This window comes from Chryseobacterium sp. SSA4.19, from assembly GCF_022601875.1.
Lineage (GTDB): Bacteria > Bacteroidota > Bacteroidia > Flavobacteriales > Weeksellaceae > Chryseobacterium.
This window is the reverse complement of the sequence record NZ_JAKVIP010000027.1, coordinates 1-25,642: the sequence shown is the minus strand read 5'-3', so window position 1 is coordinate 25,642 and position 25,642 is coordinate 1. Positions and strand designations below refer to the sequence as shown.

19 protein-coding genes and 1 pseudogene are annotated in these 25,642 nt (G+C 35.6%); all 20 read left to right on the top strand.

Going from position 1 to position 25,642, the window contains the following annotated elements; translation table 11 throughout:
• Positions 1 to 176 precede the first annotated feature (176 nt).
• Positions 177 to 1,514, top strand: a complete 1,338-nt coding sequence (locus MKJ01_RS18965; protein WP_241615121.1) for a T9SS type A sorting domain-containing protein — start codon at positions 177 to 179, stop codon at positions 1,512 to 1,514.
• Positions 1,515 to 1,567: 53 nt separating this feature from the next.
• Complete coding sequence (locus MKJ01_RS15990; RefSeq protein ID WP_241615122.1) at positions 1,568 to 11,764, top strand: SpvB/TcaC N-terminal domain-containing protein; 10,197 nt, start codon at positions 1,568 to 1,570, stop codon at positions 11,762 to 11,764.
• Entirely contained in the window at positions 11,736 to 12,191 is a 456-nt protein-coding gene (locus tag MKJ01_RS15985) for a hypothetical protein (RefSeq protein WP_241615124.1), read from the top strand. Before MKJ01_RS15990 ends, MKJ01_RS15985 begins: the two co-directional genes overlap by 29 nt.
• An 89-nt stretch (positions 12,192 to 12,280) precedes the next feature.
• Positions 12,281 to 13,369, top strand: a complete 1,089-nt coding sequence (locus MKJ01_RS15980) for an RHS repeat-associated core domain-containing protein (protein ID WP_241615125.1) — start codon at positions 12,281 to 12,283, stop codon at positions 13,367 to 13,369.
• A gap of 1 nt (position 13,370) precedes the next feature.
• Positions 13,371 to 14,060 (top strand): hypothetical protein, encoded by a 690-nt coding sequence (locus MKJ01_RS15975; protein WP_241615126.1) that lies wholly within the window; start codon positions 13,371 to 13,373, stop codon positions 14,058 to 14,060.
• Positions 14,061 to 14,147: 87 nt separating this feature from the next.
• Entirely contained in the window at positions 14,148 to 14,843 is a 696-nt protein-coding gene (locus MKJ01_RS15970; protein WP_241615127.1) for a hypothetical protein, read from the top strand.
• Positions 14,844 to 14,940: 97 nt separating this feature from the next.
• Complete coding sequence (locus MKJ01_RS15965; RefSeq protein ID WP_241615128.1) at positions 14,941 to 15,621, top strand: hypothetical protein; 681 nt, start codon at positions 14,941 to 14,943, stop codon at positions 15,619 to 15,621.
• 480 nt (positions 15,622 to 16,101) lie between these two features.
• The gene (locus tag MKJ01_RS15960) at positions 16,102 to 16,776 is read left to right on the top strand and encodes a hypothetical protein (protein ID WP_241615129.1); all 675 of its coding nucleotides are present in this window, start codon (positions 16,102 to 16,104) and stop codon (positions 16,774 to 16,776) included.
• Positions 16,777 to 17,066: 290 nt separating this feature from the next.
• The gene (locus MKJ01_RS15955; RefSeq protein ID WP_241615130.1) at positions 17,067 to 18,707 is read left to right on the top strand and encodes an RHS repeat-associated core domain-containing protein; all 1,641 of its coding nucleotides are present in this window, start codon (positions 17,067 to 17,069) and stop codon (positions 18,705 to 18,707) included.
• Positions 18,688 to 19,269: a hypothetical protein gene (locus MKJ01_RS15950; protein WP_241615132.1), complete on the top strand. Its 582-nt coding sequence runs from the start codon at positions 18,688 to 18,690 to the stop codon at positions 19,267 to 19,269. The genes MKJ01_RS15955 and MKJ01_RS15950 overlap by 20 nt, the downstream gene beginning before the upstream one ends.
• A 40-nt stretch (positions 19,270 to 19,309) precedes the next feature.
• Positions 19,310 to 19,498, top strand: a pseudogene (locus tag MKJ01_RS18860) (RHS repeat-associated core domain-containing protein); the annotation flags it as partial.
• A 69-nt stretch (positions 19,499 to 19,567) separates the two neighbouring features.
• Entirely contained in the window at positions 19,568 to 20,131 is a 564-nt protein-coding gene (locus MKJ01_RS15940; protein WP_241615133.1) for a hypothetical protein, read from the top strand.
• A gap of 13 nt (positions 20,132 to 20,144) precedes the next feature.
• Positions 20,145 to 20,678, top strand: a complete 534-nt coding sequence (locus MKJ01_RS15935) for a hypothetical protein (RefSeq protein WP_241615134.1) — start codon at positions 20,145 to 20,147, stop codon at positions 20,676 to 20,678.
• Between the two features lie 203 nt (positions 20,679 to 20,881).
• Positions 20,882 to 21,892: an RHS repeat-associated core domain-containing protein gene (locus MKJ01_RS15930; RefSeq protein ID WP_302850493.1), complete on the top strand. Its 1,011-nt coding sequence runs from the start codon at positions 20,882 to 20,884 to the stop codon at positions 21,890 to 21,892.
• Positions 21,889 to 22,260, top strand: coding sequence for a hypothetical protein (locus MKJ01_RS15925; protein ID WP_241615135.1), 372 nt, complete (start codon positions 21,889 to 21,891; stop codon positions 22,258 to 22,260). Before MKJ01_RS15930 ends, MKJ01_RS15925 begins: the two co-directional genes overlap by 4 nt.
• Positions 22,261 to 22,356: 96 nt before the next feature.
• Entirely contained in the window at positions 22,357 to 22,701 is a 345-nt protein-coding gene (locus MKJ01_RS15920; RefSeq protein ID WP_241615136.1) for an RHS repeat-associated core domain-containing protein, read from the top strand.
• Positions 22,702 to 23,248: 547 nt separating this feature from the next.
• Positions 23,249 to 23,953, top strand: a complete 705-nt coding sequence (locus tag MKJ01_RS15915) for a hypothetical protein (protein WP_241615137.1) — start codon at positions 23,249 to 23,251, stop codon at positions 23,951 to 23,953.
• A 193-nt stretch (positions 23,954 to 24,146) separates the two neighbouring features.
• Positions 24,147 to 24,833 (top strand): hypothetical protein, encoded by a 687-nt coding sequence (locus MKJ01_RS15910; RefSeq protein WP_241615138.1) that lies wholly within the window; start codon positions 24,147 to 24,149, stop codon positions 24,831 to 24,833.
• Positions 24,834 to 24,846: 13 nt separating this feature from the next.
• On the top strand, positions 24,847 to 25,248 hold the full coding sequence (locus tag MKJ01_RS15905; RefSeq protein ID WP_241615139.1) for a hypothetical protein: 402 nt from the start codon (positions 24,847 to 24,849) through the stop codon (positions 25,246 to 25,248).
• Positions 25,245 to 25,559, top strand: coding sequence for a hypothetical protein (locus MKJ01_RS15900; protein ID WP_241615141.1), 315 nt, complete (start codon positions 25,245 to 25,247; stop codon positions 25,557 to 25,559). The genes MKJ01_RS15905 and MKJ01_RS15900 overlap by 4 nt, the downstream gene beginning before the upstream one ends.
• Positions 25,560 to 25,642 lie beyond the last annotated feature (83 nt).

Genomic DNA, 25,642 nt, shown 5'->3' with positions numbered 1-25,642 from the left:
TAAAATCTAATTTTCGATTACCATATCTTATTTTAAGATTGATCATTGTTTCAGGTTAACGATACAATGATATTATATTTCTTACCCACCTTTTCAGATATCCAAACCATTTTAATAACCATTTCATTCTTTATTGTATGTATAAAAATTCCTGTATAAAGATTTTCACACTTCTCGTGTTTTTTCACTCGTTATATGTTTATTCTCAGGTTATAAGCTCTGAAGCACAACTATGGGAAAAGGCAAATCCCAACTTGCGGGAAGCGACCCGATGCAGCGACGAAAAACTACTTAACTTCCATTGTGGGATTAAAGATAAGCTTCTCAAAAAGTATATTAAGTATAGTAAAAATAAAAGTCATACACTGAGTCTGGTACATGCTTCAAAAGAGGATGAAATAATCTGGGATAATGCTGATAATAATGTTTTATTGGCAAATACCTCCTATAAAAGAGGAGAACGGTCTAGGAAAATCAATCAAAGACCAAGCATATTCACTTACAGTGGAACAACAGACTCAGAAAACGGAAAATCTGACAGTCTAAAGATAAAATTTGAAGATCAAAATTTATATGAACTGATTTTCGTTCCGAAGAAATCTAAAACAATGGAACTGAACAAAATACACTCTTACCTCTCTATAAAATATGGAATTTCGCTTGAAAAAGGAAAATATTATGGAAGTGACGGCATGATACTTTGGGACCCTGAAAAACATAAGGATTACATCTTCAGGCCTACAGGACTGGGAAGAGATGATGGTAACGAGCTTAATCAGAAACAGTCTTCCAACCAGTCTGATCTATTTTTAGCTATAGGAATGAATGGAATTCAGAGGACAAATTCCGAAAACAGGACCGTTTTCGATAACAATAATTTTGTGATTTGGTCTGATGATAACAAGTCAATGTCCTTACGATCTGAAAAGGATATGGATATCCTTGAAAGAAGTTGGGAAATAAATTTTATTGGAAATGATATTCCAAAAACTAATTATCAGGTAAGAATATCAAAAGAAGCCATTAATCCTAAATCCGCTCCTCTAAGCTATTGGCTCCTGTTAAAGAAAGATAATGAAGAAGTTAGAAAAATTAAAGGCAATGAAAATGGGAGCTATATTGTCTTCAGCAAAGTAGATTTTATTGACCCATTTGATTCTGAAAATACCACTCATTTCAGTTTTGCAGTAGGTCCTTTGAAAGATATAAAGCCTGAAAATGGAAGTCAGAATCCAAGACCAATAATCAATGAAAAAGATCTTTCTTTAGATCTCACCAAAATTGCACTGTATCCTAACCCAGTAAAAAAAGACCAAAACTTTACGATCACTTTCCCGCAAATGGAAAGTCTAATTATTTCTATTTATGACGGAGGCGGAAGGCTGCTTGCATTAGACAAAATCAGCAGCAGTGCAAGATCTTATATGAACCATCTGCCAATTCAGAGTTCTTATCTTATCAACCTTACTCAAAATGGGAAAATCATCAAAACATTCAAACTAATCGTAGAATAATTAATACCATGAGAATACAAGTTAAACGGCTTCCATTTAATAAGAAGTTATGTATGATAGTGTCTTTCTTTTTGTGCATGTTTGTTTTCGCAAGCTTCACCAAAGAAGACAGACAAAAAGTATGGGAATTCAAAAGAGAGTTGATACTTAAATTAAATCTTAAAAATTCAACAGACCTGGAGGCTAGTTCCCTTGCGAATATAGAAGCAAGGGCCTATGAGGCTAATTCAGACAGACATCAAAAGAACAGTATAAAAACTAGTTTCAAAAAGACAGAAGCTTTTCCATTAGGTACTTCTTCCGAAGTCCTTTCACCGGCTCGTACAATAATTGGCATATACACTTCTAAGGAAAAGCAAGGAACAATCGGTACATTTTCAGAGAAGGAACAGGATCAGCTAACTGATAACTTTTTTACAATAGAGATTCCTAGCGATATTAAGAAGAACTGCAAAGTATATTTGGAATATGAACTCTTTGGGCTGGCTTCACATCAGTCTGTTCCGAGATCCATTAATCAAAATATTGCTATTGGCGGCGAAATTGTGATACCAAGTGGGCAGTGGGCCCATCAAAAAGAAGAAATTAATGGACATCTATTAAGAGCAGGTATTAACACAGTTCTGTTTACCTCGCCTGCAAACGGAGTAAAATATAAGGTGAAAGACCTTAAAATAGTATGTGAAAATTCAAGACAGCCGATTTCCGAATTGGTAATAAACACTCTGCTTTCTGAAGATAAACTTTATATAAAAGGAAGCTTTGCAGGAAATAATCTTCTCATCAATAGCGAGCATATTATACTAAAAAACAATGAGTTTGAGAAAATAATCAAATTATCTGATAAAGAAAAGCGTAAAGAATTTTTCACTGTTTCTGCCGATGGCATTACTACAAATTATAAAATTCCAAATAATAAACAGTCTTTTAATACTCTCCTTACTCCTTATACGGAAACAAAAAGCATTCAAATTTTGAATGATCAAGAATATCATATTTCGTTTCAGGAAGCTTCAATCAGTATAGAAAAAGAGAGTACCTTGAATTTTTCCCAAATAGATTTCTCCAGCCTTCGGGAAAAGGATATTCCCACAACGACACAGGGAATAAAAAATATCACTCCCGCTTCAGGTGCATACAGACTCCAGGTCAAAGGGAAACTGACTAAAAATGTTAAACTTACTATTCCTTTTGATCCGAAGCGACTGGGTTTAACACCTGCTAAGGATATCAAAACCTTTTATTTTGATTATGCTGAAAAACAGTGGAAGCTGGAAAAGTCAGCCGTAGTTGATGAGGAAAATAAAACAGTTACTATTGAAAGTAAGGGTGATGGTGATTACATCAATGGAATTATTTCAGTTCCGGAATCACCACAGATCAACGCATTTGCCCCAACCACAATCAGTGGTTTAAAAACGGCTGATCCTATGTCGGCTGTTCAACTGATATCAGCGCCATCACCAAACCAGAGAGGTGATGCAGCTCTGTCATATCCTGTAGTTATTCCTTCCGGAGTTCAGGGGATGCAGCCTAATATTTCCATTTCTTATAGCAGCAGCAAAGGAAACGGTTGGATGGGTGAAGGATGGGACATTTCAGGCGTATCAGGAATTACGCTTGATACCCGATGGGGCACCCCTACTTTTGATCCTGGTTTTGAATCTGAGATTTATCTGCTGGATGGGGAAATGCTGGTCTACGAAGGAGACTATTTGCCACACCGCCATACCACAAGTAACGGAGTTTATAACATTGGCAGACAACCGAGAAATAATTCCGGTAAAAAGACATTTTATCTCAGAAAAAATAATGGATTCACAAGAATAGAGAGATATGGAAATACTCCAAAGACCTATACCTGGATCGTTACTACTACAGATGGCACAAAAAAATACTATGGCGGTGATGGTGCAACAGTAAATGACAATGCTGTTGTAAAAACAGACAACAATGAAATTGTTCAGTGGGGCATTACCAAAGAACTTGATGTTCATAATAACAATATTAAGTATTACTATGATAACAAGGTTTTACATGCAGGCACAGCACCGGTTACCGGTGATAATGTCAATCTTGATAACGGACGGCAGTTCCATATTGAAAAAATCACCTATAGCGGTAAAAATGATGCCGATGGCCCATACTGGGTTTCTTTTTACAGTCAGAAATATGACAGGCCGGATTATTCAATTAATGCCAAAGAGGGTTTAAAGAGAGTGGAGACCATGCTACTGGAAGGAATCCAAGTTGCCTATACGGATCCAAACGGAACAAATTCCGGTACTATAAGGCAATATACTTTTGGATATACGACAGGCGCATTCTATAAAAGCTTACTCCAAAAAATTAGTGGTCCCGGTGTAAATTATCAGCTTGACTATCATAATGATGCCGGAAATACCATTTTCGGAGCTGACAAATTTGTTTCAGCACCATCTCCGGATGCTTTTTCCGGAGTTGTTAATTCCCTGCTTACCCCTTCAAAGATCAGTGCTGACAATAACCTGGAATGGGGCTGGTCAGTCCGTGCCGGTGTTGGGCTGGGATTACTGAAGCCACACAGAACAGGTGACAAGAATTTTATGGTTTCAGGCTTTAAAGGTGAATCGTATCCTGATATCAAGAAAGCTATAGAACTTATTGATTTCAATGGCGATGGTATCTCAGATATTCTTTATAGGAAAAGAAATGGTGATAACGGGCTTAGGATTATTCCGGGAAGTCTTGATAATAATGGCAATTTACAGTTTGTTTCCGGAGAGAAAGATATCTTAAACTTAAAAAGCAATTTTACTAGAACCACCGGAACCACCTCTAATAATGGAGTTACTGCTCTTTTCAACTGGTGGAAGATGGGCTTTGACCTAACCAAGAGCTGGTCTAAAAGCAAAACTTCCACTCCAGTTTATCTCATAGACGCAAATTCGGACGGTCTCCCGGATATTGTTAAAGACAATAAGGTCTGGTTTAATAAGATCAAAGATAACGGGCAACCAGAGATGGTAACCACCAGCGATCTGACAGAAAATATGGTCCTTAAGGACAATATAGTTTTGCCTTACACTGAGCCTGAAGACGATGAGGGAGATAATGAAGAACCTGTTAAGGCAAAAAATGATGTTGTAAAAGTATGGATTGCGCCTAAGTCAGGATTTATTAAAATCTCCGATATCATTTCAATGGCAGACCCTGTAAGTGAAGCACAGGCTATTTATTCCATTGAAATGAAGGACCCCCTGAATATGCCGAAAAACGGGCGGCTGTTCCTTAGGAAACTAAGTGGTGGAAACGCACCTTTCTCGCTAACTATAGAGCGTTACAATACTTACCCTGCTATCCCATTGGGTATTGCCAATGCAGACCGAATAGCGGTTAAATCCGGTGATAAAATCTATTTTAGACTTCATAAGAAGACAGGAACTAATTATGTGGTTAATACATCACCAATCGTGAAGTATGTGAATAGCAATGGAGTCGAGATTGCAGATTCCCCTGATGAAGAGCAGGACGGCTTCCAGCCAAATGCTTTGAAATATGAACAGAAATTTTTTCTTAATAATCTGGTGAAGACCCTTAATTTTTCTGTAACAGCACCGAGCAACACAATTAATATACCTGGTTTTACCGTTCCCAAACTGAATGATAAAGTCAGATATTCAATTACGCTTTCAAAGACCGATGTGGTAGATCCTGTCACCGACATTCAGATATTATATGAGAAAACCTATCTGCAATCTTCTGCGCCAGCTAATATAAATCCGGTCAATCTTTCTTTTGCTCCTCAGTCAATTACCCCTGGAGGATGGCACCTGAAATTTTCTGTAGAATCCGACTCCTACATGAATAAAGACTTAGAGTGGAAAAATATTGAGGTTAAAAACGGACAGAACATGGCCACAGTGCATGATATTGCCGACTACCCGTCATATTTTATAGCAGACATGAAGAAAAAGTTCCATATTGCTGATCTTGGAAATGCCCCGCAGGGAAGCAATGACTACTTTATATCCGTCAATAAATCATTTACCTTTAGCCCCGCACTGCCTGGAAACTTTATTTACATTATTAAGAAGAACGGCTTGGTCATTGATAAAAGACGAGTTCAGATCAATGCTTCAGGATTATCTGAAACAACCATGAGTGGAACTGCTATAGCGGGAATAGATCCTATCCTCTTCTATTCCGGAAATCCCTACCAGTCTGTACAGCTTAATGATAAGATCAATATTTTGGTTTTCTGTATTACACCAAATGACCGCGCAGCTTATAATGCCTTAAGAACACAGCTTCAGGGAAAGCTATTTAATATTTATTACGGACCAAATAAGTTCCTTCTATCGGGAACGACTGAAACATCTGTCAATACGGGAGAATTCAATGGTATCAGTGCAGTGTACCACAATTGGGGCCAGTTTATTTATGATGAAAGTAAAGATGTAATAAAGGGAAAAAACCCTCTTACCCCACCCGATCCACGCGATCCTCAGACTGGTCCTATCTCAGGCAACGGACCTGATTACGTACCCAATCCAAATACACCGAAAGACCAGTATGGAGCACTGATCAACAGTGAATTCCTTGATAACCCTTTTGGTGCGTTTAATACAGATTTCAGTTCATGTGCAGGTAACACAAATGCGAATGACTACGCAGAATGTATCGGAGATATTGCACAGGCAGATTTTCAAAACATCGGCAATACCAATATACTGGCAGGGATGAATCCTATTGTATCAATGATTACTTATAATATGAAAAAGGGAAATGCCTTCCTGCAAAAGTGGATCAATGGTTTCTTTACCGAACAATATTCAATGCCATCAAGTTTCCGGGACGAAGAAAGCATAGACCCGTTTTTTGTAACAGATGATCCTGACGAAGGAGACGTAGAAGTACAGGGCAATACTGCTTCGGAAATGTATGCGATTGAAAAAAAGCAAAAGAGTATGGCTAAGACCACAAACTGGGGGCTTGGCATTCCCGTAATATCTACCTCAACATCTCAGTTAAGGGGATATGGCAATCTCAATACCCAGGATTTCTTTGATGTGAATGGTGATGGTTATCCGGATATGATTTACAGAGACCAGTCTCAGCTAACCAATGCGCTTGGAGGCCTTAAAGGAGCTCAAGGCAGGAACCTTGAGAACAGCAGCGATTCACCTATATCAACAGCAGACAGTTTCCAGCGAACGAATACAATAGCGTTCTCCAATGCTGCTGTAAAGACCGTGGGACGGATGGTCGGCAATAAAGGTTCAGATGCTAAAGGTGATGAATCTACCGCCTGGTCAGGAGGACTCGGTTATTCAACCTATCCCAACTCATATGATAAGGGTTTGAAATTCTGGGCAGACATCAATGGTGACGGACTGGTAGACAGGGTAGATAACAACGGAACTGAATACCAGTATAAGCTCAACTACGGGACCGGATTGATAGATTCACCATATGAGATATATTCAGGACTGGACACCTACAATTCAAAACCGGTCGGAGCAGCATCTATAAGTATTGGTCCCGGTCTCTCCGGTCTGATTTCTGCAACCTCCACATTCAGCCAGGGTTTTGGTATTTCTGGCAATATTACTGCATCTTCATCAACTGGGACCTCTAAGAAAACATTTCAGGATGTGAACGGCGATGGCTTAGCGGATCTAATTACAGTAGATGATAATGGAGGCGCTGATGTGAGTTATAATATGGGCAATAAATTTGCGTCTCCAACATCTTTGAGTAAAATAGGTGGAGCGCTTAATTATGGGAACGAAAGTAGAAACTATAATGGTGGGTTGACCATAAATGTTGGCTATTACGCAAATCTTCCGCTAGTTACATTTTTTGGAATCACGCTTCTGTACCTCAGATTTGGATCTGATTTGAGTGGAAGCCTGGGTACTACCGTATCAGAAATCAATAAAGGGATGCGGGATGTAAACGGTGACGGCTATCCTGATCTCGTGGTGAATAATGGAAACGGCTTGCAGGTTAATTATTCCAGAATCGGAAGAACTAACAAGCTTGCCAAAGTAAGTGAAGCTGATTCACAAGGAGCATTTACTATTAACTACGAATTTAGCAAGCCTACCTATAATGATGCACATTCAAAATTGGTGATGAGCGAAGTGAAGATTTTAAATCCGGATATTAACTCTCCTACATATACGCAGTCGGCTACTGATAAGGATATGGTGACTAAATTTCGCTATGAAAATTCCAAATTTGACAGAAGAGAGAGAACATCATACGGCTTTGAAACCGTTACAGCTGAAAGCATGAACGGTACGTCAGTATACAGAAAGGCAGTACAGACTTATCACAACAGTACCTATTTCAATAATGGGCTGGAACGCAGAACTGACATTTATGCTAATGGTGTGCTAAGCGCTACTACGGACAATACCTATAAATTGTATAATTATACAAATAATCATACGGAGATCGCAGAACTCCCTTCAGCTCAATTTGAAACATATGATGTCGGAGGTACCGAAGGGAACAGGATGGCTATGATACTACCTTCAGGAACTACTAGCACAAATTATGAAGGCGGCATCTCACTTACAACGAGCCGTTCGATCACTTATAATACAAAGGGACAGGTTACCAAGTATCAATATAATAGTAATGTCGCTTCGGGAAGCTATTCATCGACTATTTTGTACCATAGTTATCCGACATTATTAGCTGCCAATATTCTGGATATCCCATCAGAAATCAAAGTATTCTCAAACAACAATACGCTGCTCCGCCAGAGAAGTACCCAGGTTGATCAGAATACAGGTGACGTCACTCAGATTAATGTCATGCTTACTCTCGGAACGTCTGCACTTACGAATATGACCTACGATACGTTTGGGAATGTTAAAACGATAACCTATCCTACGGGTTATACTCTGACTTATGAATACGATCTGACAGGAAAATATGTACTTAAAGTAACGGATAATTTCAATGTATTTTCCTCCGCTATTTACGATCCTAAGTGGGATGCGGTACTGGAATCAACGGATCCAAGCGGCAATAAAATAAAATACACCTATGATGCATTTGGGCGCACATCATCTGTTCTTGCCCCTAAAGAGGCTGGAGTATCGCCTTACACGGTACAGTACAGTTATTTTACCTCTCCGTTAGGTACAGGAAATACGGCACCGAAACTTTACGGTTCAATCACCCAGAATTTCGACCCGCTGCATCCTGCGAATCCTATCGAGACGATCAGTCTGGCCGATTTTACCGGAAAAACCGTACAGGTAAAAAAAGATATAGATATAGCGGGAACAGAAAAAATGTCGGTATCCGGGATCACATGGTATGATATCTTCGGAAGGCCTGTTAGGCAGTATCATCCTACGGATGAAGCTAAAGATGCGGTACTTAACAAGAAATTAAAGCTTAGTACAGCAGTATTCTATACATCTGCACAATACGACGCTCAGGATAGAGTGATATATAGTTTTGACGAAGACGGAAACCAGACGGAAAATAAATATGCCATTGATAACGCAATGTTTAAGGTAACCAGCGAAAAAATGCAGAACACGTCTGTCCTGATGAGAACAGAAAAACTGAGCGATGCAGAGGGAAGAACGGTAAAAACCATAAGTCATATTGGTAGTCAGCCGCTGATTACAACGTTTTCATATAATTCAGTAGGTGATTTGGTCTATGCCACGGATCCTGATGGAATGACAACCGGTTATCAGTACGACATGGCAGGAAGGAGAATTACGGAAAACCATCCCGACCGCGAGATTTCAAATTTCGAATATGACGCAGCCGGAAACCTGGTTAAAAAATACACTGCTAATCTGGTCAATTCAGGGCTGTCGCAAACCTATATCTGGTACAAATACAACTATAACAGGTTAACCAATATTTATTATCCGAATCTTCCTAATGGAACTGCAAATCCATCCAATGTGACCTATCAATACGGTACCACAGGTACAGGGAAAGGCAGGATTACCCGAAAAATTGACGGCACAGGCAACAGCGACTATCAATATGGAAATATGGGTGAGCTGATTTACGAAAAAAGAGTTGTAATGGGTTATAATATCCCGACAATGAATTTTACCACCAGATTTGGATATGACAGCTGGAACCGAATCAGATACATCATGTATTCTGATGGGGAACAGGTGCAGTATTTATATGACCTGGGCGGAAACTTGAAGACAATCAGGAATGATAAGAATGTGTTTTACATTAAGAATATCGAGTACGACACTTATGGACAGCGCACAAAAGTGTTAAACGGGAACGATACCTATTCTTTGTTTACTTATTTGCCTAAACAGAGAATCTTAGACACGCATGTTTTGAAAAAGGATGGCTATACAACATTCCTGGCCAATTCGTATAAATATGATCTGGCAAATAACATTACAAAAATTACAAATGACAGCCCTCTTACGCCTAACCAGTTGGGAGGAAGCTATGAGTTCATTTACAGCTATGATGCACTTAACCGTCTTACGCATTCAGAAGGCGCTGTGCTTAAAAACCTGAAAGATCAGCATACAGACCCGAATAATGTAACCTCAAGCTATTCGACATCGCTTACCTACACCCCGAGCAGCGGCATCAATACAAAAAGCCAGAGTGTAAGCAGCCTTGGCGTGGTAAACCCTGTGAATACCTATAATAATAAATATAATTATTTCAGCGGAACCCATAAAGTATCAACGGTTTTAGACCAGGCTACTTCAGTCACCAATATGTTTAAATATGATAATAATGGGAATGTTACCACGGATGCACTTACGGATGACCATAAATTTATGTTCTGGGATGAGGAAGATAACCTGAAGGCCTACCATGCCGATGAAGCGGGTGTATATCAGTACAATGTATATGATGATAAGGGTGAAAGAACGATTAAATATAATCTGAATCAAAGCGCTAAGCTCTATCAGAACGGGGCTTTAGTGGATGGTTCCATGTCGCTTCGGTCCTATTCCGTATATCCTAATCCGTATATGACCGTGACTTCCGATGGAAAGTATACTAAGCATTACTACGCAGGTACGCAGCGAATTGCGAGCTATCTGATGAGCAATACCGGTCAGATCAGTAAATCTGCAGATTCTACGGCAGTATCGGGAAGTTCCGGCGTTGCAGATGCAGATTTTGAAGCAGGTTTCAGAACGTATGCCGAGAAAGCAGGCCTGGATATGGAAGCCATAGATGCACAGCTGAAGGCTCCTGTTTCTCAAAACGGGATTTATTACCTGCACGGAGACCAGCTCGGGACCGCAACATTTGTCACCGACGGTAATGGTTTGGCAACGCAGTTTTTCTTAAATTTACCTTTCGGTGAAACGTTCGTTGAACAGCAGGTCATCGGTAAGTATAAAAATCCGTACAAATTTAATGCTAAAGAGTTGGACAGCGAAACCGCTTTATATTATTATGGAGCCAGATATTATAATCCGAGGTTAAGCATCTGGTATGGTGTGGATCCACTGGCGGAGAAAATGCCTCGTTGGTCGCCATATACTTATGCATTTGATAATCCTGTACGTTATACAGATCCTACGGGAATGGAGCCAAAAGATGACCATTTTAATAAACATGGAAGATTTATGTATAGAGATAATAAAAAAACAAATAATATTATAGTACATACCGACCAAGGTGAGGCAAAACTTTCACAGTTAAATTATAGTAAAAGAGGGACACTGAAAGCTGTATCAAATATATTAGCACATTATTCAAGTCAAAAAAATATTGGAGGCTACACTGGAGTAGCGACTGGATATGGATTTTCGGCATTTACTCATCCTGATAGTAAAAATATTTTCTTCAACATATCTGAATTAAAAAGTGGCATTTTTAATAATTTATATAACATAAAATCTACATTAAATCATGAGGGTGGAAGGTTTGGACATAAAAATGAAAAATTTACTGGAGCTTATACCTTTGAAATGCATTCTAAAGTATACTTAAATGAAGCAATAAATCCTGATTTTAGTAAAACAACAGAAGCATATCGAGCTGGACAAGCAGTAAGTTTTGCTCAACATGTGCTGAACGCAGCTCAAAAAGAATCTAGTTATGGAAACAACCATATGGATATGATTGACACATATAATCAAAAAAATTCAGGAGACGTATATATAAATACATTTAGTGGAGGAAATGGCCTGCCAACCAGTACAACAATTACGCCTGAGGTAGGTAATAAATTATACAAAACAACATCATATGAAAATATTAAACATCCAGAAGATTAATTTTTGTTTAATTTTAGTTTTGCTTTTATCATGTCAAAAAGAGAAAAATGAAAAAATAAAAAATATTTTTTCAAGTGAAAAAGGGAAAAAGTGGTATGTCTACAGCATTGACAGCTCTCATTCTTTCTATCCTTATCGTGTTAGTAACTTTTTTTCTGATGGAAAACAGCTTCAATACATAAATAATTCGACAACTAAGAGTTTAGAGATTATTCCAAATCATAATATGTATAATCCTGAAAAATGGTTTATCATAAACGATTCAACTGTTAGTATTGAGAGTGTGTATAATCCCAAAACAAAGTCTTACCATACTTTTAAAAGGAAATTATTATATTATAATAACGATACGATTATTTTACAAGGAGTAAAAAAAGATAATTACGAAGGAGTCTTGATTCTTACCAGATATAAAGACAAAAGATAAAATCTAAAGCTTACAAGTTTTTTGCTGAAAATTCTGATGCAGATTTTGAAGCAGATTTCAGAACGTATGCCGAGAAAGCAGGCCTGGATATGGAAGCCATAGATGCACAGCTGAAGGCTCCTGTTTCTCAAAACGGGATTTATTACCTGCACGGAGACCAGCTCGGGACCGCAACATTTGTCACCGACGGTAATGGTTTGGCAACGCAGTTTTTCTTAAATTTACCTTTCGGGGAAACGTTCGTTGAACAGCAGGTCATCGGTAAGTATAAAAATCCGTATAAGTTTAATGCCAAAGAGTTGGACAGCGAAACCGCTTTATATTATTATGGAGCAAGATATTATAATCCCCGCTTAAGTATATGGTACGGTGTTGATCCTTTGGCGCTCTACAACCCAGTGATGGAGAGTCAATTTTATGGAAACGGTCAGCATAATGGAGGATTTTTTAACTTTGGTAACTTAAACCCGTACATCTATACTTATCAGAATCCGATACGATACGTAGACCCCAATGGTAAACAGGTCGATAGTGTTATAGATGGTATAAAGAAGATGTTCAATGGGATCAATCCATGGGCGGCAATGGAAACCACCAATAAAGGTCCAAGAGTGCGATCTGGCGAGGAACGTTTTCAGCAGTTTAGGAGCGGGGCAATACAGGCAGCGAAAGGTTCTGCAACTGCAGAAGTGGGACATGCGCTGTTGGATGTAGCGGGAACGGTAGAGCCAACACCGGTCGCCGATGTTGCCAATGGTATTTGGTATGCCATTGAGGGAGATTATAGGAATGCTGCTGTAAGCGGTTTGGCTGTAGTACCTTACCTAGGGGATCTGGGTAAAGCTGGAAAATATGGTGGTAAAATTATTACCCAAATCCAAAAGCATCATATAATACCTCAACAGTTGTATGCATTAATGCCAGCCATAGGCGAGTTTATTCTGAAAAATTCCGGGGTGAATTTGAAAAAACTGCCTAATAGATTCCATGGCAATCACCCGGCATACACCAATTGGATTAAAGGGAAGATTGACGTATTGATAGAAAGAAATGAATTAACTAAGGAGGGTCTTGAAGGCATTATTAAGGAGGCAAATACCGAAATAAATAAAGCCTACAAAGAATTTAAAGAATCAGGACAATCACTAAATAAATACTTTAAAAATAAGACTCAATAGTATGAAATTACAAAAAAAATATATCCAGATTGAACCTAGTATTAATCCAAAAATTATTGGGCGAAGCGATCTCCCATTGACAGTTGCCATTAAGGATAAAAATTTTGTATCGCAAAGCAGCAGTTATGTGGTTGATTTCAAGAGGTATTTTGAAGATGAAGATGCAGCATTCACAAATTTACCAGACAATATTGTTGGTAAGATGTTTCAAAAGAAACATCCCGTTGACATAATGGGCATAATGCCACATCATCCAGTTATCCTTTGCATAGTAAGTCAAAAGGTGATCGATATACTGGAAAAATTGCAAGTAAATAAGAAAGAATACAAATTTAAAAAGTTAGAGATTACGGGAATAGATACCCGCTATTATTTCTTAATTACACCAATTTTTAAAAGTTCCGAATATATTAATTTTAGTAAGAGCCAATTTACTGAAGTCGCTACTGGAATTGATTGGGGTTTTCCCGATTATGAATCCTACATGTTAAAAACTAAATCTAATAAGTTCGTTACAAAATCAATTTGTATCAATCCCATTCTGCAAAATAATGATATTATTAGGATCCAAACTGTGAAAACTTTTTTTAGTGAACGCATAATTAATGCGTTTATGAAAAATGAGGTAGTCGGATATGACATAATTAAAGGTGGTGACTTCAAAATAGATTTGAATTTTGATACTAATTGATAATAGCCATTCAAAAAAGCATGATAAAATTATCATACAGGATTTTCTATTTACTCTATTAACGTGAAACTGCTAACTAACTTGAGAATGTATGCCAAGAACAAGGATAAAGACTATTACCAGATCGATGCTACAATCGATAAAAAAATAATTGGTAGAAGTGAGCTGCCACTAAGTGTGGAAATAAAAGATCAAGGTTTTTTAAATTTTCGAAAGGAAAAACTTAACAATATTAATAATTACTTCAATCAAGTAGATCTGTATTTTGGTTTTCCAGAAGAAGTTAAAGGGAAAATGTACCAGAAGAAGAAAAATCCGATTGATATTATGCTAGTGATACCATCGTGTTTAAGTTTGCCTTATATAATCAGTGAAAAAGTAAAGAATATCTTAAGTCAGCTTGTTAGTGATGAAGAGTATCACCTGGAAAAGATAGAAATAGATGGTTATGACAAATATTTTTATTTTCTGTTTATTCCGTATTTGGAAACCTGGAAATATGTAGATTTCAGTAACACTATTTTCTATAATAGGTCAAACAAGGAAGAGATAAAGTTTAAGGATTTCAATTCTTATGAAGAAAATAAAAAACTAGAGCGATACGCATACAAAAAACTCTCCTTATCTGGGGATTTGAGCACTAGGAAGTTAATTAATATACCGGTCGCTGGTATTTTTTATCATCATACTATAATAAACGCTTTTATTAAAGAAAATGTTGTAGGTTTTGACATAATCGAGGGTGGTGATTTCAAAGTAGATTTGACTTTTAACACTGATTAATGTTTGCCTTTGCAAACAGGTTAAATAAAACCAACACCGTAGCGGTTCTATTAACTCTATCAGTCTAAAATTGCTAAATAATTTAAAAATTTATTTCATGAAGGTTGATAAACTGTACTATCAAATACAAGCAACAATCGACTCAAAGATAATAGGAAGAAGTGAATTGCCCCTATCTGTAGAAATTTCTGATAAACGATTTTTGACTTTTCGCAAAGAATATCTGGTTGATGTAAACAAGTATTTTGAAAAGAGTAATGTTTATGAAGATTTCCCAAAAGATATAAAAGCTAAAATGTATCAGAGGAAAAAGAATCCTATAGATCTTATGTTGGTTATGCCGATGTGTTTGGGTATTCCATTCATTGTAAGTGAAAAGATTAAGAAAATACTTGAAAATTTGAAAGTAAACAAATCTGAATATCACTTGGAAAAGCTATTTATTGAGGGATCGTATGAAGCTTTTTATTTTTTATTTATCCCTATGCTAAAAAATTCTGATACCATTAACTATAATAAAAGTGTTTTTTATAGTGCATCTCAGGACAGATTTGCCGTTTTTGGTACTTTTGAAAATTATCTGACGGAAAAAATTAACCGGTTTAAAGTAAAACGATTATTTATTAGTAAAAAATTTCAGAATCAGGATATCATTCGATTACAGGCTGCTGGCCCCTTCTTTAGCGAGCGTTTAGTAGATGCTTTTGAAGAAAGTAATGTAGTAGGCTATGAGATAATTAAAGGTGGCGACTTTGAAGTAAATTTAATTCTTGAGTGATTCTTTCCAGAATTTATATATGACAGAACTACGCTGAATGGCTCTTTTGTAAACCTAACAGTCACCTTAAAACGATAGACGGAAAATTACATCTCAACATCACTGTGGAGTGCTTCAGCTGCGGCTATCTTCGCTGAGATTTAGCTAATGATATAATGGAGGAGAAAGGCTAAAAATTTTTTGCACAAAATTACATCTCAGAATTTCTGAGTTTGGTTATTAGTTCTTTAACCGGCCGGCACGGGCTGGCCGGTTATTTATAAAAATAAAAATGAATTATGAAAAAAAGGACATTACCATCACGGAGTGCCTTAAATGCGGCGCCGGTTATAAAAACTATTTTAAATATAAAAAACTACTAATATTAGGGATCTTCATTTGCAAAAGTAAAAGCGATGGATGGTACATTATATAAAAGCCCCAATCAAGGTCAATCATCAGCAATGATTACTTTAAGAATAAAACAAAAGAGTAGAAAAAATGGATAGATATTTTCAGATAGAAGCGACGATTGACCGAAAAATTATTGGAAGAAGTGAATTGTCACTCACGGTTGAAGTCAACGATAAACGCTTTTTAGCGTTTAGGAGCGAAAAGCTGGTAGATATAAACAAATATTTTGAGATGGAAAATATTTATAAAAATTTCCCTAAAGACATTAAAGGAAAAATGTATCAAAAGAAGAAAACTCCAATAGACATAATGCAGGTAATGCCAAGTTGCTTGACTCTAAAATATGTCGTCAGTGAGAAAGTACAAGAAATTTTGCAAACAATAGTTAATGACGAATCTCAGTATCACTTCGAGGAAATCACTATTGATGGTAGTTCTCAAAAATTCTTTTTCTTATTCATTCCTTTTCTTAAAAGTTCTGAGTATATAGATTATAGTAAGACCGTTTTCTATAACAGTTCAAATAAAGAGAAAGTGATTTTTGGTGATTTTGAGACTTATGAAGTTCAAAAAAAAATAAACAATTACTTATTTAAAGAACTGTATGTATCAAAGGAAGTACGAGACAGAAAAATTTTTAGTTTTCCAGTTGCAGGAACTTTCTATTGTAATTCTATCATTGAAGCTTTTGAACGGGAAAACGTAATCGGGTATGATATTGTGAATGGTGGCGACTTTAAAGTAAATTTAATTTTTGAGTGATTCTTTCCAGAATTTATATATGACAGTACTACGCTGAATGGCTCTTTTGTTAACCTAACTGTCACCTTAAAACGATAGACGGAAAATTTCATCTTAACATCACTGTGGAGTGCTTCACCTGCGGCTATCTTCGCTGAGATTGAGCTAAATGATATTATGGAGGAGAAAGGCTAAAAATATTTTGTCCAAAATTACATCTCAGAATTTCTGAGTTTGGTTATTAGTTCTTTAACCGGCCGGGTATGCGCTGGCCGGTTATTTATAAAAATACAAATGATTTATGAAAAAAAATGACATTACCATCACGGAATGCCTCAAATGTGGTGTCCGTTATCAGAACTATTTTAAACCCGAGCAGCGGCATCAATACAAAAAACCAGATTGTAAGCAGCCTTGGCGTGGTAAACCCTGTGAATACCTATAATAATAAATATAATTATTTCAGCGGAACCCATAAAGTATCAACGGTTTTAGACCAGGCTACTTCAGTCACCAATATGTTTAAATATGATAATAATGGGAATGTTACCACGGATGCACTTACGGATGACCATAAATTTATGTTCTGGGATGAGGAAGATAACCTAAAGGCCTACCATGGTGATGAAGCGGGTGTATATCAGTACAATGTATATGATGATAAGGGTGAGAGAACGATTAAATATAATCTGAATCAAAGCGCTAAGCTCTATCAGAACGGGGCTTTAGTGAATGGTTCCATGTCGCTTCGGTCCTATTCCGTGTATCCTAATCCGTATATGACCGTAACTTCCGATGGAAAGTATACTAAGCATTACTACGCAGGTACGCAGCGAATTGCGAGCTATCTGATGAGCAATACCGGTCAGATCAGTAAATCTGCAGATTCTACGGCAGTATCGGGAAGTTCCGGCGTTGCAGATGCAGATTTTGAAGCAGGTTTCAGAACGTATGCCGAGAAAGCAGGCCTGGATATGGAAGCCATAGATGCACAGCTGAAGGCTCCTGTTTCTCAAAACGGGATTTATTACCTGCACGGAGACCAGCTCGGGACCGCAACATTTGTCACCGAAGGTAATGGTTTGGCAACGCAGTTTTTCTTAAATTTACCTTTCGGGGAAACGTTCGTTGAACAGCAGGTCATCGGCAAGTATGCCAATCCGTATAAGTTTAACGCCAAAGAGTTGGACAGTGAAACCTCCTTATATTATTATGGTGCAAGATATTATAATCCAAGGTTAAGTATATGGTATGGGGTTGACCCATTATCGGAGAAATATCCAAGTATTAGTCCATACGCCTACTGCATGGATAATCCAGTTAATGCCGTTGATCCTAACGGAGAAGAGATTATTTTTATACAGATTAAAAAGGATGGCACACAGATCCATTTACAATATAGAAAGGGTAATTTTTATTATTTAAATGGAGAGCGCAAAGGTGAAAAATACGATGGAAGAATTCACCAGGTGAGTAAAAATTTATTCAGAATTGCAAAAGCATATCGAAAAATAGAGCATTCAAAAAATGCCATTTTAAAAGACAGGTTGCATACGCTAGAGAACAGTAAAAATAAACATTATCTCTTTGATCCTACTGAAGAAGATGGTCCTTCAGGCATGCAGGGATCACCAGGAGTTGGTTCAAAGACAGTATATAATCTTGCAAGTTCAAGAGAAAACGCAAGATTTAAAGAAATTGAGGGAATATCTAGTACTGATCTAGCTACGGTAGCTCATGAAATGCAGCATCAATATGATAAAGAAATAGATAATCAAGGGGATGCTACTAATACTAATGACGCCGACAATCCTTCTGAACAAAGAGCAGTTAAGACAGAAAACGAAGCGAGAAAATTAGAAGGTTCACCATTAAGAAAAACTTATGGTGGACGAAAAGTTACTACTAATCCACCAAATTATACATTACCAAATGAAAAAGTTAAGAAATAGGATGAAAAATTTAATATATTATTATAGATTTATATTATTTATTATGCTCTGGGTTTCATGTAAAAATGAATCCAACCGAGAAGTTTTTATTGAAAAACTTTCTGCTATTCAAAATGGTTTACCATCACCATATTTTAACTATTATCTTTATTTCAAAACTGATAATGACAAAATTTTAGAAGCTAACATAGATTCAATATATGCGATCTATAAAATTTATTATATTAAAAAATACCAAAACTTTAACAGTTATCTCATAAGTATTATGGAAGGAAGAGAGTTGGTCAGAGAAATATATATTAATAATGTCAAAGAAACAGGTGATTACTTGTTAAATGTAGAAGATATTAATAAAAATATCGAAGAGATGAGTGTCGAAGAGATAGAAAGAAAATATTTAAAATCTGAAAAACAGTCTTTCATATTGGCAACTGGCAATGTGACTGCTATGGAATCACGGAATATACTTTATAAAATGTTTTTTAATGGGTATATAATTTCTTTTAGTGATTATGGGGGGTATTATTTAATCAAAAAGTATGAATCTGATGATTTCAAATAAGTAGAGTGTATTTCTACAGATTTAAACTAAACAATAGGTCATCGGTAAGAATGCCAATCCGTATAAGTTTAACGCCAAAGAGTTAGACAGCGAAACCGCTTTATATTATTATGGAGCAATATATTATAATCCACGGCTAAGTATCTGGTATGGGGTTGACCCGCTGGCGGAGAAGTATCCAGAAATATCTCCCTACGTTTACACGGCTAATAATCCTGTAAAATATATTGATCCTGACGGAAAAGATTTTATACTTGCAATTTTAGGAATGTTCCGTAAAGATAGAACTGTATCCAAAATGGAGGTAAGAGCAACAGTTTATATCACTGGAGCAAATGCATCAGCAGCACGAGCTAAAGAGTTGAATGCTTTAGCAAAAGGTACCTTTAGAAGTAAAAAAGTTGACGGAGCTGAAGTAGGATTTAATGTAAAATATGTTTATAAAAAGAATATTGATTCTAAAGATTTAAAACCTGGAGAAAATATGTTAAATTTCGTTAAAGAAACTGGGAGGTCAGAAGTTTATGGAGCTGTAGGTGAAGACTCGTTTGATAGCAGCAGAATTTATTATACAGGTAATACTGGGACTGTTTATTCAGACGGTGATAATATGTCTGTTTTGCATGAAACGGGTCACTTTCTCGGTTTACCCGATAGATATACAGATTTTAAAGATAAAGAAGGTAATGTTTTTTCAAAAGCACATTCTGGTTTCGTTGGTGATTTGATGGGTGATAAAGGAAAAAAACTAAATAGTAACTATTATCAGGATTATCTTAAAAGGGCAAATGAGAATAAAGGTATTGATAAGCCATCTTACATTCAAATTGGAAGAGATAAAAAAGGAAACTTAATCAAATAATAAAAATATATTTATGGTAAAGAAAAAAAATAAAATATTATGGCACTTACTTTTGTGGCTTTTTACATTTGGATGCACAAATACTAATAATGGTAATAATAAAATTATTAATGGAAACACTTATAAGGGCTTAGGTATTTTCTATTATTTTGAAATAGACAGTGGAAGTTCGTATGACATAATATTTATACCATTCCATTTTAAAGAAAATCTAGGAAACATTAAAGAAATCTCCAAGCAGACAATATTAAAAAACACTGAAAGTATTATTTTTGAAAAGGGATTGGGTTTTAGCACATTTAGTAATGGCGATATTTTTGATAAGGTATTTTTAAATTCAGAACCATGTGAAACTAAAAAATATTGTTTTGCTTATGTGGATTTCGTGAAAAACCACCAAACAGAAATAAAAGAATGGGATTACTATAAAAAAGAATTTTCCATTAGAATATGTTTAAATAAAGGTATTAAAATTGTAAAGTATTATCATACCAAAAATGCTGCGCGGGATTTGATAAAAATAAATACATTAAAGGTAATAAAATAACGTTCGCCTCGCTATCAAGCAAATCATGTAGTTTGGTAGCTTGGTATTTTTAAGCTTGATGATAAAGGTGAAGTCATTTAAATAAAAATAGTACGTGAAAATATTTATGGAAAAAATCCTGAATTCGTTTATAAAATAATTATTACGAATTTACTTTAACCAAACATCAGAAAGGCTTGAATATGTAGAATGGGATCTATTATATGCATGGGGATCAGCTCGGTACCGCAACATTTGTCACCGACGGTAATGGTTTGGCAACGCAGTTTTTCTTAAATTTACCTTTCGGGGAAACGTTCGTTGAACAGCAGGTCATCGGTAAGTATAAAAATCCGTATAAATTTAACGCTAAAGAGTTGGACAGCGAAACCGGTCTGTATTATTATGGAGCAAGATATTATAATCCGAGGTTAAGTATCTGGTATGGGGTGGATCCGCTGGCAAGTTACGATCCTGTAAGAGAAAACGAGTTTTATGGTGATGGCCAGCACAATGGTGGAGTTTATTATTATGGTAATCTAAATCCTTATATTTATACATATCAGAATCCTGTTAAATATATTGATCCGAATGGAAAACAAACTTTAGCACCAGGAACATATAATACAGCTTTTGTTTACTATGTTTCAGGTGATGTTGGCCATACGTCAGTAGGATATTACGGTAAGTATGACAAAAATCCCGGTGTCCTCTACGCTCCGTTATCAGGCAATTCTAACTACAGACAACCGAGGATGGGATTGGATGGCAGTTATTATAACGGTGTCAGTGAGGCGCAGACAATTAAATCATATTTAGATGATGGCAGTAAAGTAGAACGTTATCATTATAAACTAAGAGATGAAGCGATGAAGTCTTTGGCTGAAGGAATAGAAAGCGACCTTATTAATCCTGGCAATACCTATGATCAAGCATATTGTACCTTACAAGCGAAACAAGCTATAAAATTAGCATTTGAAGATATCAAAGGAGTAGATGATAAAAAAGCAGCAAATAAAATAATTTCATATAGATTTCCGACAAACCTATCGAATAGTGAAGTACTGGAGAGCGGGAGCGTAAAATATGATATTTTCACAAAAGAAAGTGGAAAATACTATAGAACGACAAACACATGGAGGGCACGTAGTGTAGGTAAAAGTTGGATTGAAAGAAATATCTTCGGTAAAGATGGATGGTCTTCAAAAAAAGTTGAAATAAAATTTGTAAAATGAAAAAAATATTTAAAGTTTTAATCCTCATTTTTCTTGTATTGTTTGGAATAGGATTTTTCATTCAAATAAAAGTTGAATTATATAAGCAGAAGTTAATTGACAGCTATAATTTTAGATATTTAAAGAATAAACGAATTAGGTATATGCCATTCGTAGTGTTTTTAATAGAAAATAAAATTATGAAAAAAAATAAATGTTATTTTGCTAATATTAACCTTCCCTATCAAGAATATGAAAAGATCAAGAATATCAAGAGAATTCCACATTCAGAATACACTTTGGTATACAATATAGAATATAATGCATACTTAATGTATTGCTATTATAATATAAATGATTTGGATTGTGATATGGTAAAAGAAAAATAGATATTATCAAACTATGGCAATTGGCCTATGTCTGTATCCTGATATAGAAAAATTTGGATGCTCGACAAGATGTTTGCCTTTATTAAATTACGATAAATGGATACTATGGTTGGTCAGATCATCGGTAAGTATAAAAATCCGTATAAGTTTAATGCCAAAGAGTTGGACAGCGAAACCGCTTTATATTATTATGGAGCAAGATATTATAATCCGAGGTTAAGCATCTGGTATAGGGTTGACCCGCTGGCGGAGAAGTATCCAAGTTGGTCGCCGTATGCATATTGTGGAAACAACCCTATTAATTACATTGATCCTGATGGAAATTTTAGATTACCAGCAAATGCTACGAGAGAGGAAAGAAGATTATATACAGCGGCAATAAAAACTATAAAAGCGGTGTTTCGAGATTCAGGATTTCGAGAAGCGTTTAAAGAGATTTAAGGTAGATGATAAAATGATACAGACAATGCTCAGAGATGGAGATGGGCTCACTGTTATAATGAATGAAAGTATGGGACATTTGGGGTTATTTGATTAAAAAAAAGATCCCAATGTTATTTATATTGATCCTGGCGTAATAAACACGGTTTCAAAAAATAAAGGAAATAAAAAGTATATTGATAATTTAGCAGAAATTATAATTCATGAAGGTGGTCATTGGGCAGAATATGCAATTGACCATCATTCCAAGGAATCTGACCCACTTTTTAAGACGAGTTTTAAATCAAAAAGTGGTATTGGAGATGCAGGAGATAATTGGGAAGCTGTTTATTTTGGAACAGATACTCAATTTTCTGCTTCTGATCGTGATATAATTACTGAAAAGTTTGATGGAATTAGGAGGAATAATGCTGCAAAAGATTTTAGACAACAACATGAAATCAGGGACTTGAAATCACAAAAAAAGTCATCTATTTTAGATAATTATAAAAAACCAAAGATAATTTGCGAGTAAGACCATGTTATTAACCCAAAATCCCTAAACAATATGAATTTTAAAACAAAAATAGTTATGATTTTATTATCCTCTTTATTACTTACGAATTGTAAGGAGGAAATGAAGAAATGTGTAAGTCAATCAACCGATACTAATGTAAAACTATATAATGATTTAACAGATCAGTTGATACCTTATTTTTTTAGAGAAGATTATTTAGGTAAAAAAAGATATTTTGATAGTTTAAGAGTTCATAATGAGGATTTATATATCGAAGAGAAGACAAAAGCGCATAACGAAATTTTTAATCATCCTGAAAAATTTTGCAATTTGTATATAGATTCTACTAAAAGTAAAAATACATATTTTGCTACAAGTAGTAAAAACTTTATTACAGGTCATCCCGAAGCTCATATAAATTACATAAAAAGTAGGAAGGAGCTTTTAAAAGAATTTTCCAGTAATACAGATATTATTAAAAAATTAAGTACACGAAGTTCTATAAAAGCAAATCAATTTAATTTGTGTACGGCAAAAGTCCTAGATCTGGCAGAGTATGATAAACATACAAATGAATGTGAGATAGGTGTTGTCTATTTTTCAGAGATTGTATTTGATCCTTCTAAAAAAAGAGCATTAGTTTTTGTTGACCATCGTATAAAAAAAGATTATTACGGGAGAAATGCTGTATTTAAACTAAGATTGCATGATAATTATTGGGAAATAGAAGATTTTACGTTAGTGTCAACTTCCTAATTTCCGGGTAATGTACCCGATAGCGCGGATTTGTAATCCGTTCCTGTAATAGCAGCAAAAACTTTGCAGATTGCAAAGTTTTTGTTCTTGTAAAGTAGTAATTATATATCACGCACTGGCGGAGAAAATGCCTCGTTGGTCGCCATATACTTATGCATTTGATAATCCTGTACGTTATACAGATCCTACGGGAATGGAGCCAAAAGATGACCATTTTAATAAACATGGAAGATTTATGTATAGGGATAATAAAAAAACAAATAATATTATAGTACATACTGATGATGGAAATGCTAAACTATCCCAGTTAAACTATACATCTTCTGGTACTCGTAAGGCAGTTAGCAATATTATCGCTTATTATGCGAGAAAAAAAGGTTTGTCAGGAGTTTATGGAGTTAAAATAATGGGAAGTGAAAGTACGGGTGCACATACTACACGCAATAAATCCGTATTTTTCAATGCTAAGCAATTTGAAGCTAGCTTTTATAATGATTTTCACACTTTGGGAAATACATTAGATCACGAAGCGGGGCCGACTGGCCATAAGAGTGAAAATATTACGCCGTATAACTATTTAGCTCATACGAAAGTATACTTAGGACAATCTAAAACTTCAGATTATGGCTTATCGTCAGAACATAACCAATACTCTGTTGCCGAAGGTTTCATGCAAAGACTTTGGAATGCTTACCTAAATAAAGAGGTTTCATGGCAAGGTATGGATCCGTACATTGATGATTTTAATAAAAATAATACAGGTGGAGTAACTGTAACGCCAATTGGCGGATACGACGGTCCTATGGATATTTCAATTAAAAATGATAATAGAGAAACTAATCTTCGTAGGTTAAAAAAAATGAGTAATCCCAATGATTAAAAGTATAAAATTCATGTCAATATTTTTACTGCTTGCTAGCTGTAGCGGTAAAAGTCCAAGTGAGAAAATAAGAAATGTTATTCTTTATAACGATAGTATAGGCTATTGGAATTATGAGTGGCCTAGAGATAGGTCAGAATTTTATGGAATGACCTTTAAGCTTGATAGTAAAGGTAAGGTAAGTCAATATTCTTTTGATAAAGTGGAAAACATAAGAAGATTATTTTCTGATTATGGTACTGAACCCAGGTTGGAATGGGGAATAGCAAATGATTCTACATTTACCTTAATGAATTATAATTCGAAAATTAAAGTTACTAAATATAACAGCGATACTATTTGGCTTTTCAATAGAGATTTGAAAAGAAATGATATGCTGGTCAAAGTCAAGGGAAAATTAAATCTTGAAAAATGAAATTAGACGAATTCAATTGGTTGATCAATATGAAAATATTAAACACCCAGAAGATTAATTTTAGTTTAATCTTAGTTTTGTTTTTATCATGTCAGCAGGATAAAGAGGAAAAGATAAGAAATATTTTTTCGAGTGAAAAAGGAAAAAAGTGGTATGTCTACGTTATTGATAGTGCTCATTCTTTCTATCCGTATCGTGTCAGCAACTTTTTTTCTGATGGAGAACAGATTCAATACATAAATAATTCGACAACTAAAAGTTTAGAGATTATTCCTAATCATAATATGTATAATCCTGAAAAATGGTTTTAATTCAGGCAGGTAGTGTCTCACTAACTGTGTAAGTTAAAAAGTTATTCTGGAAAATTTTGAGCCCTTACAGCTCAAAAAATTTT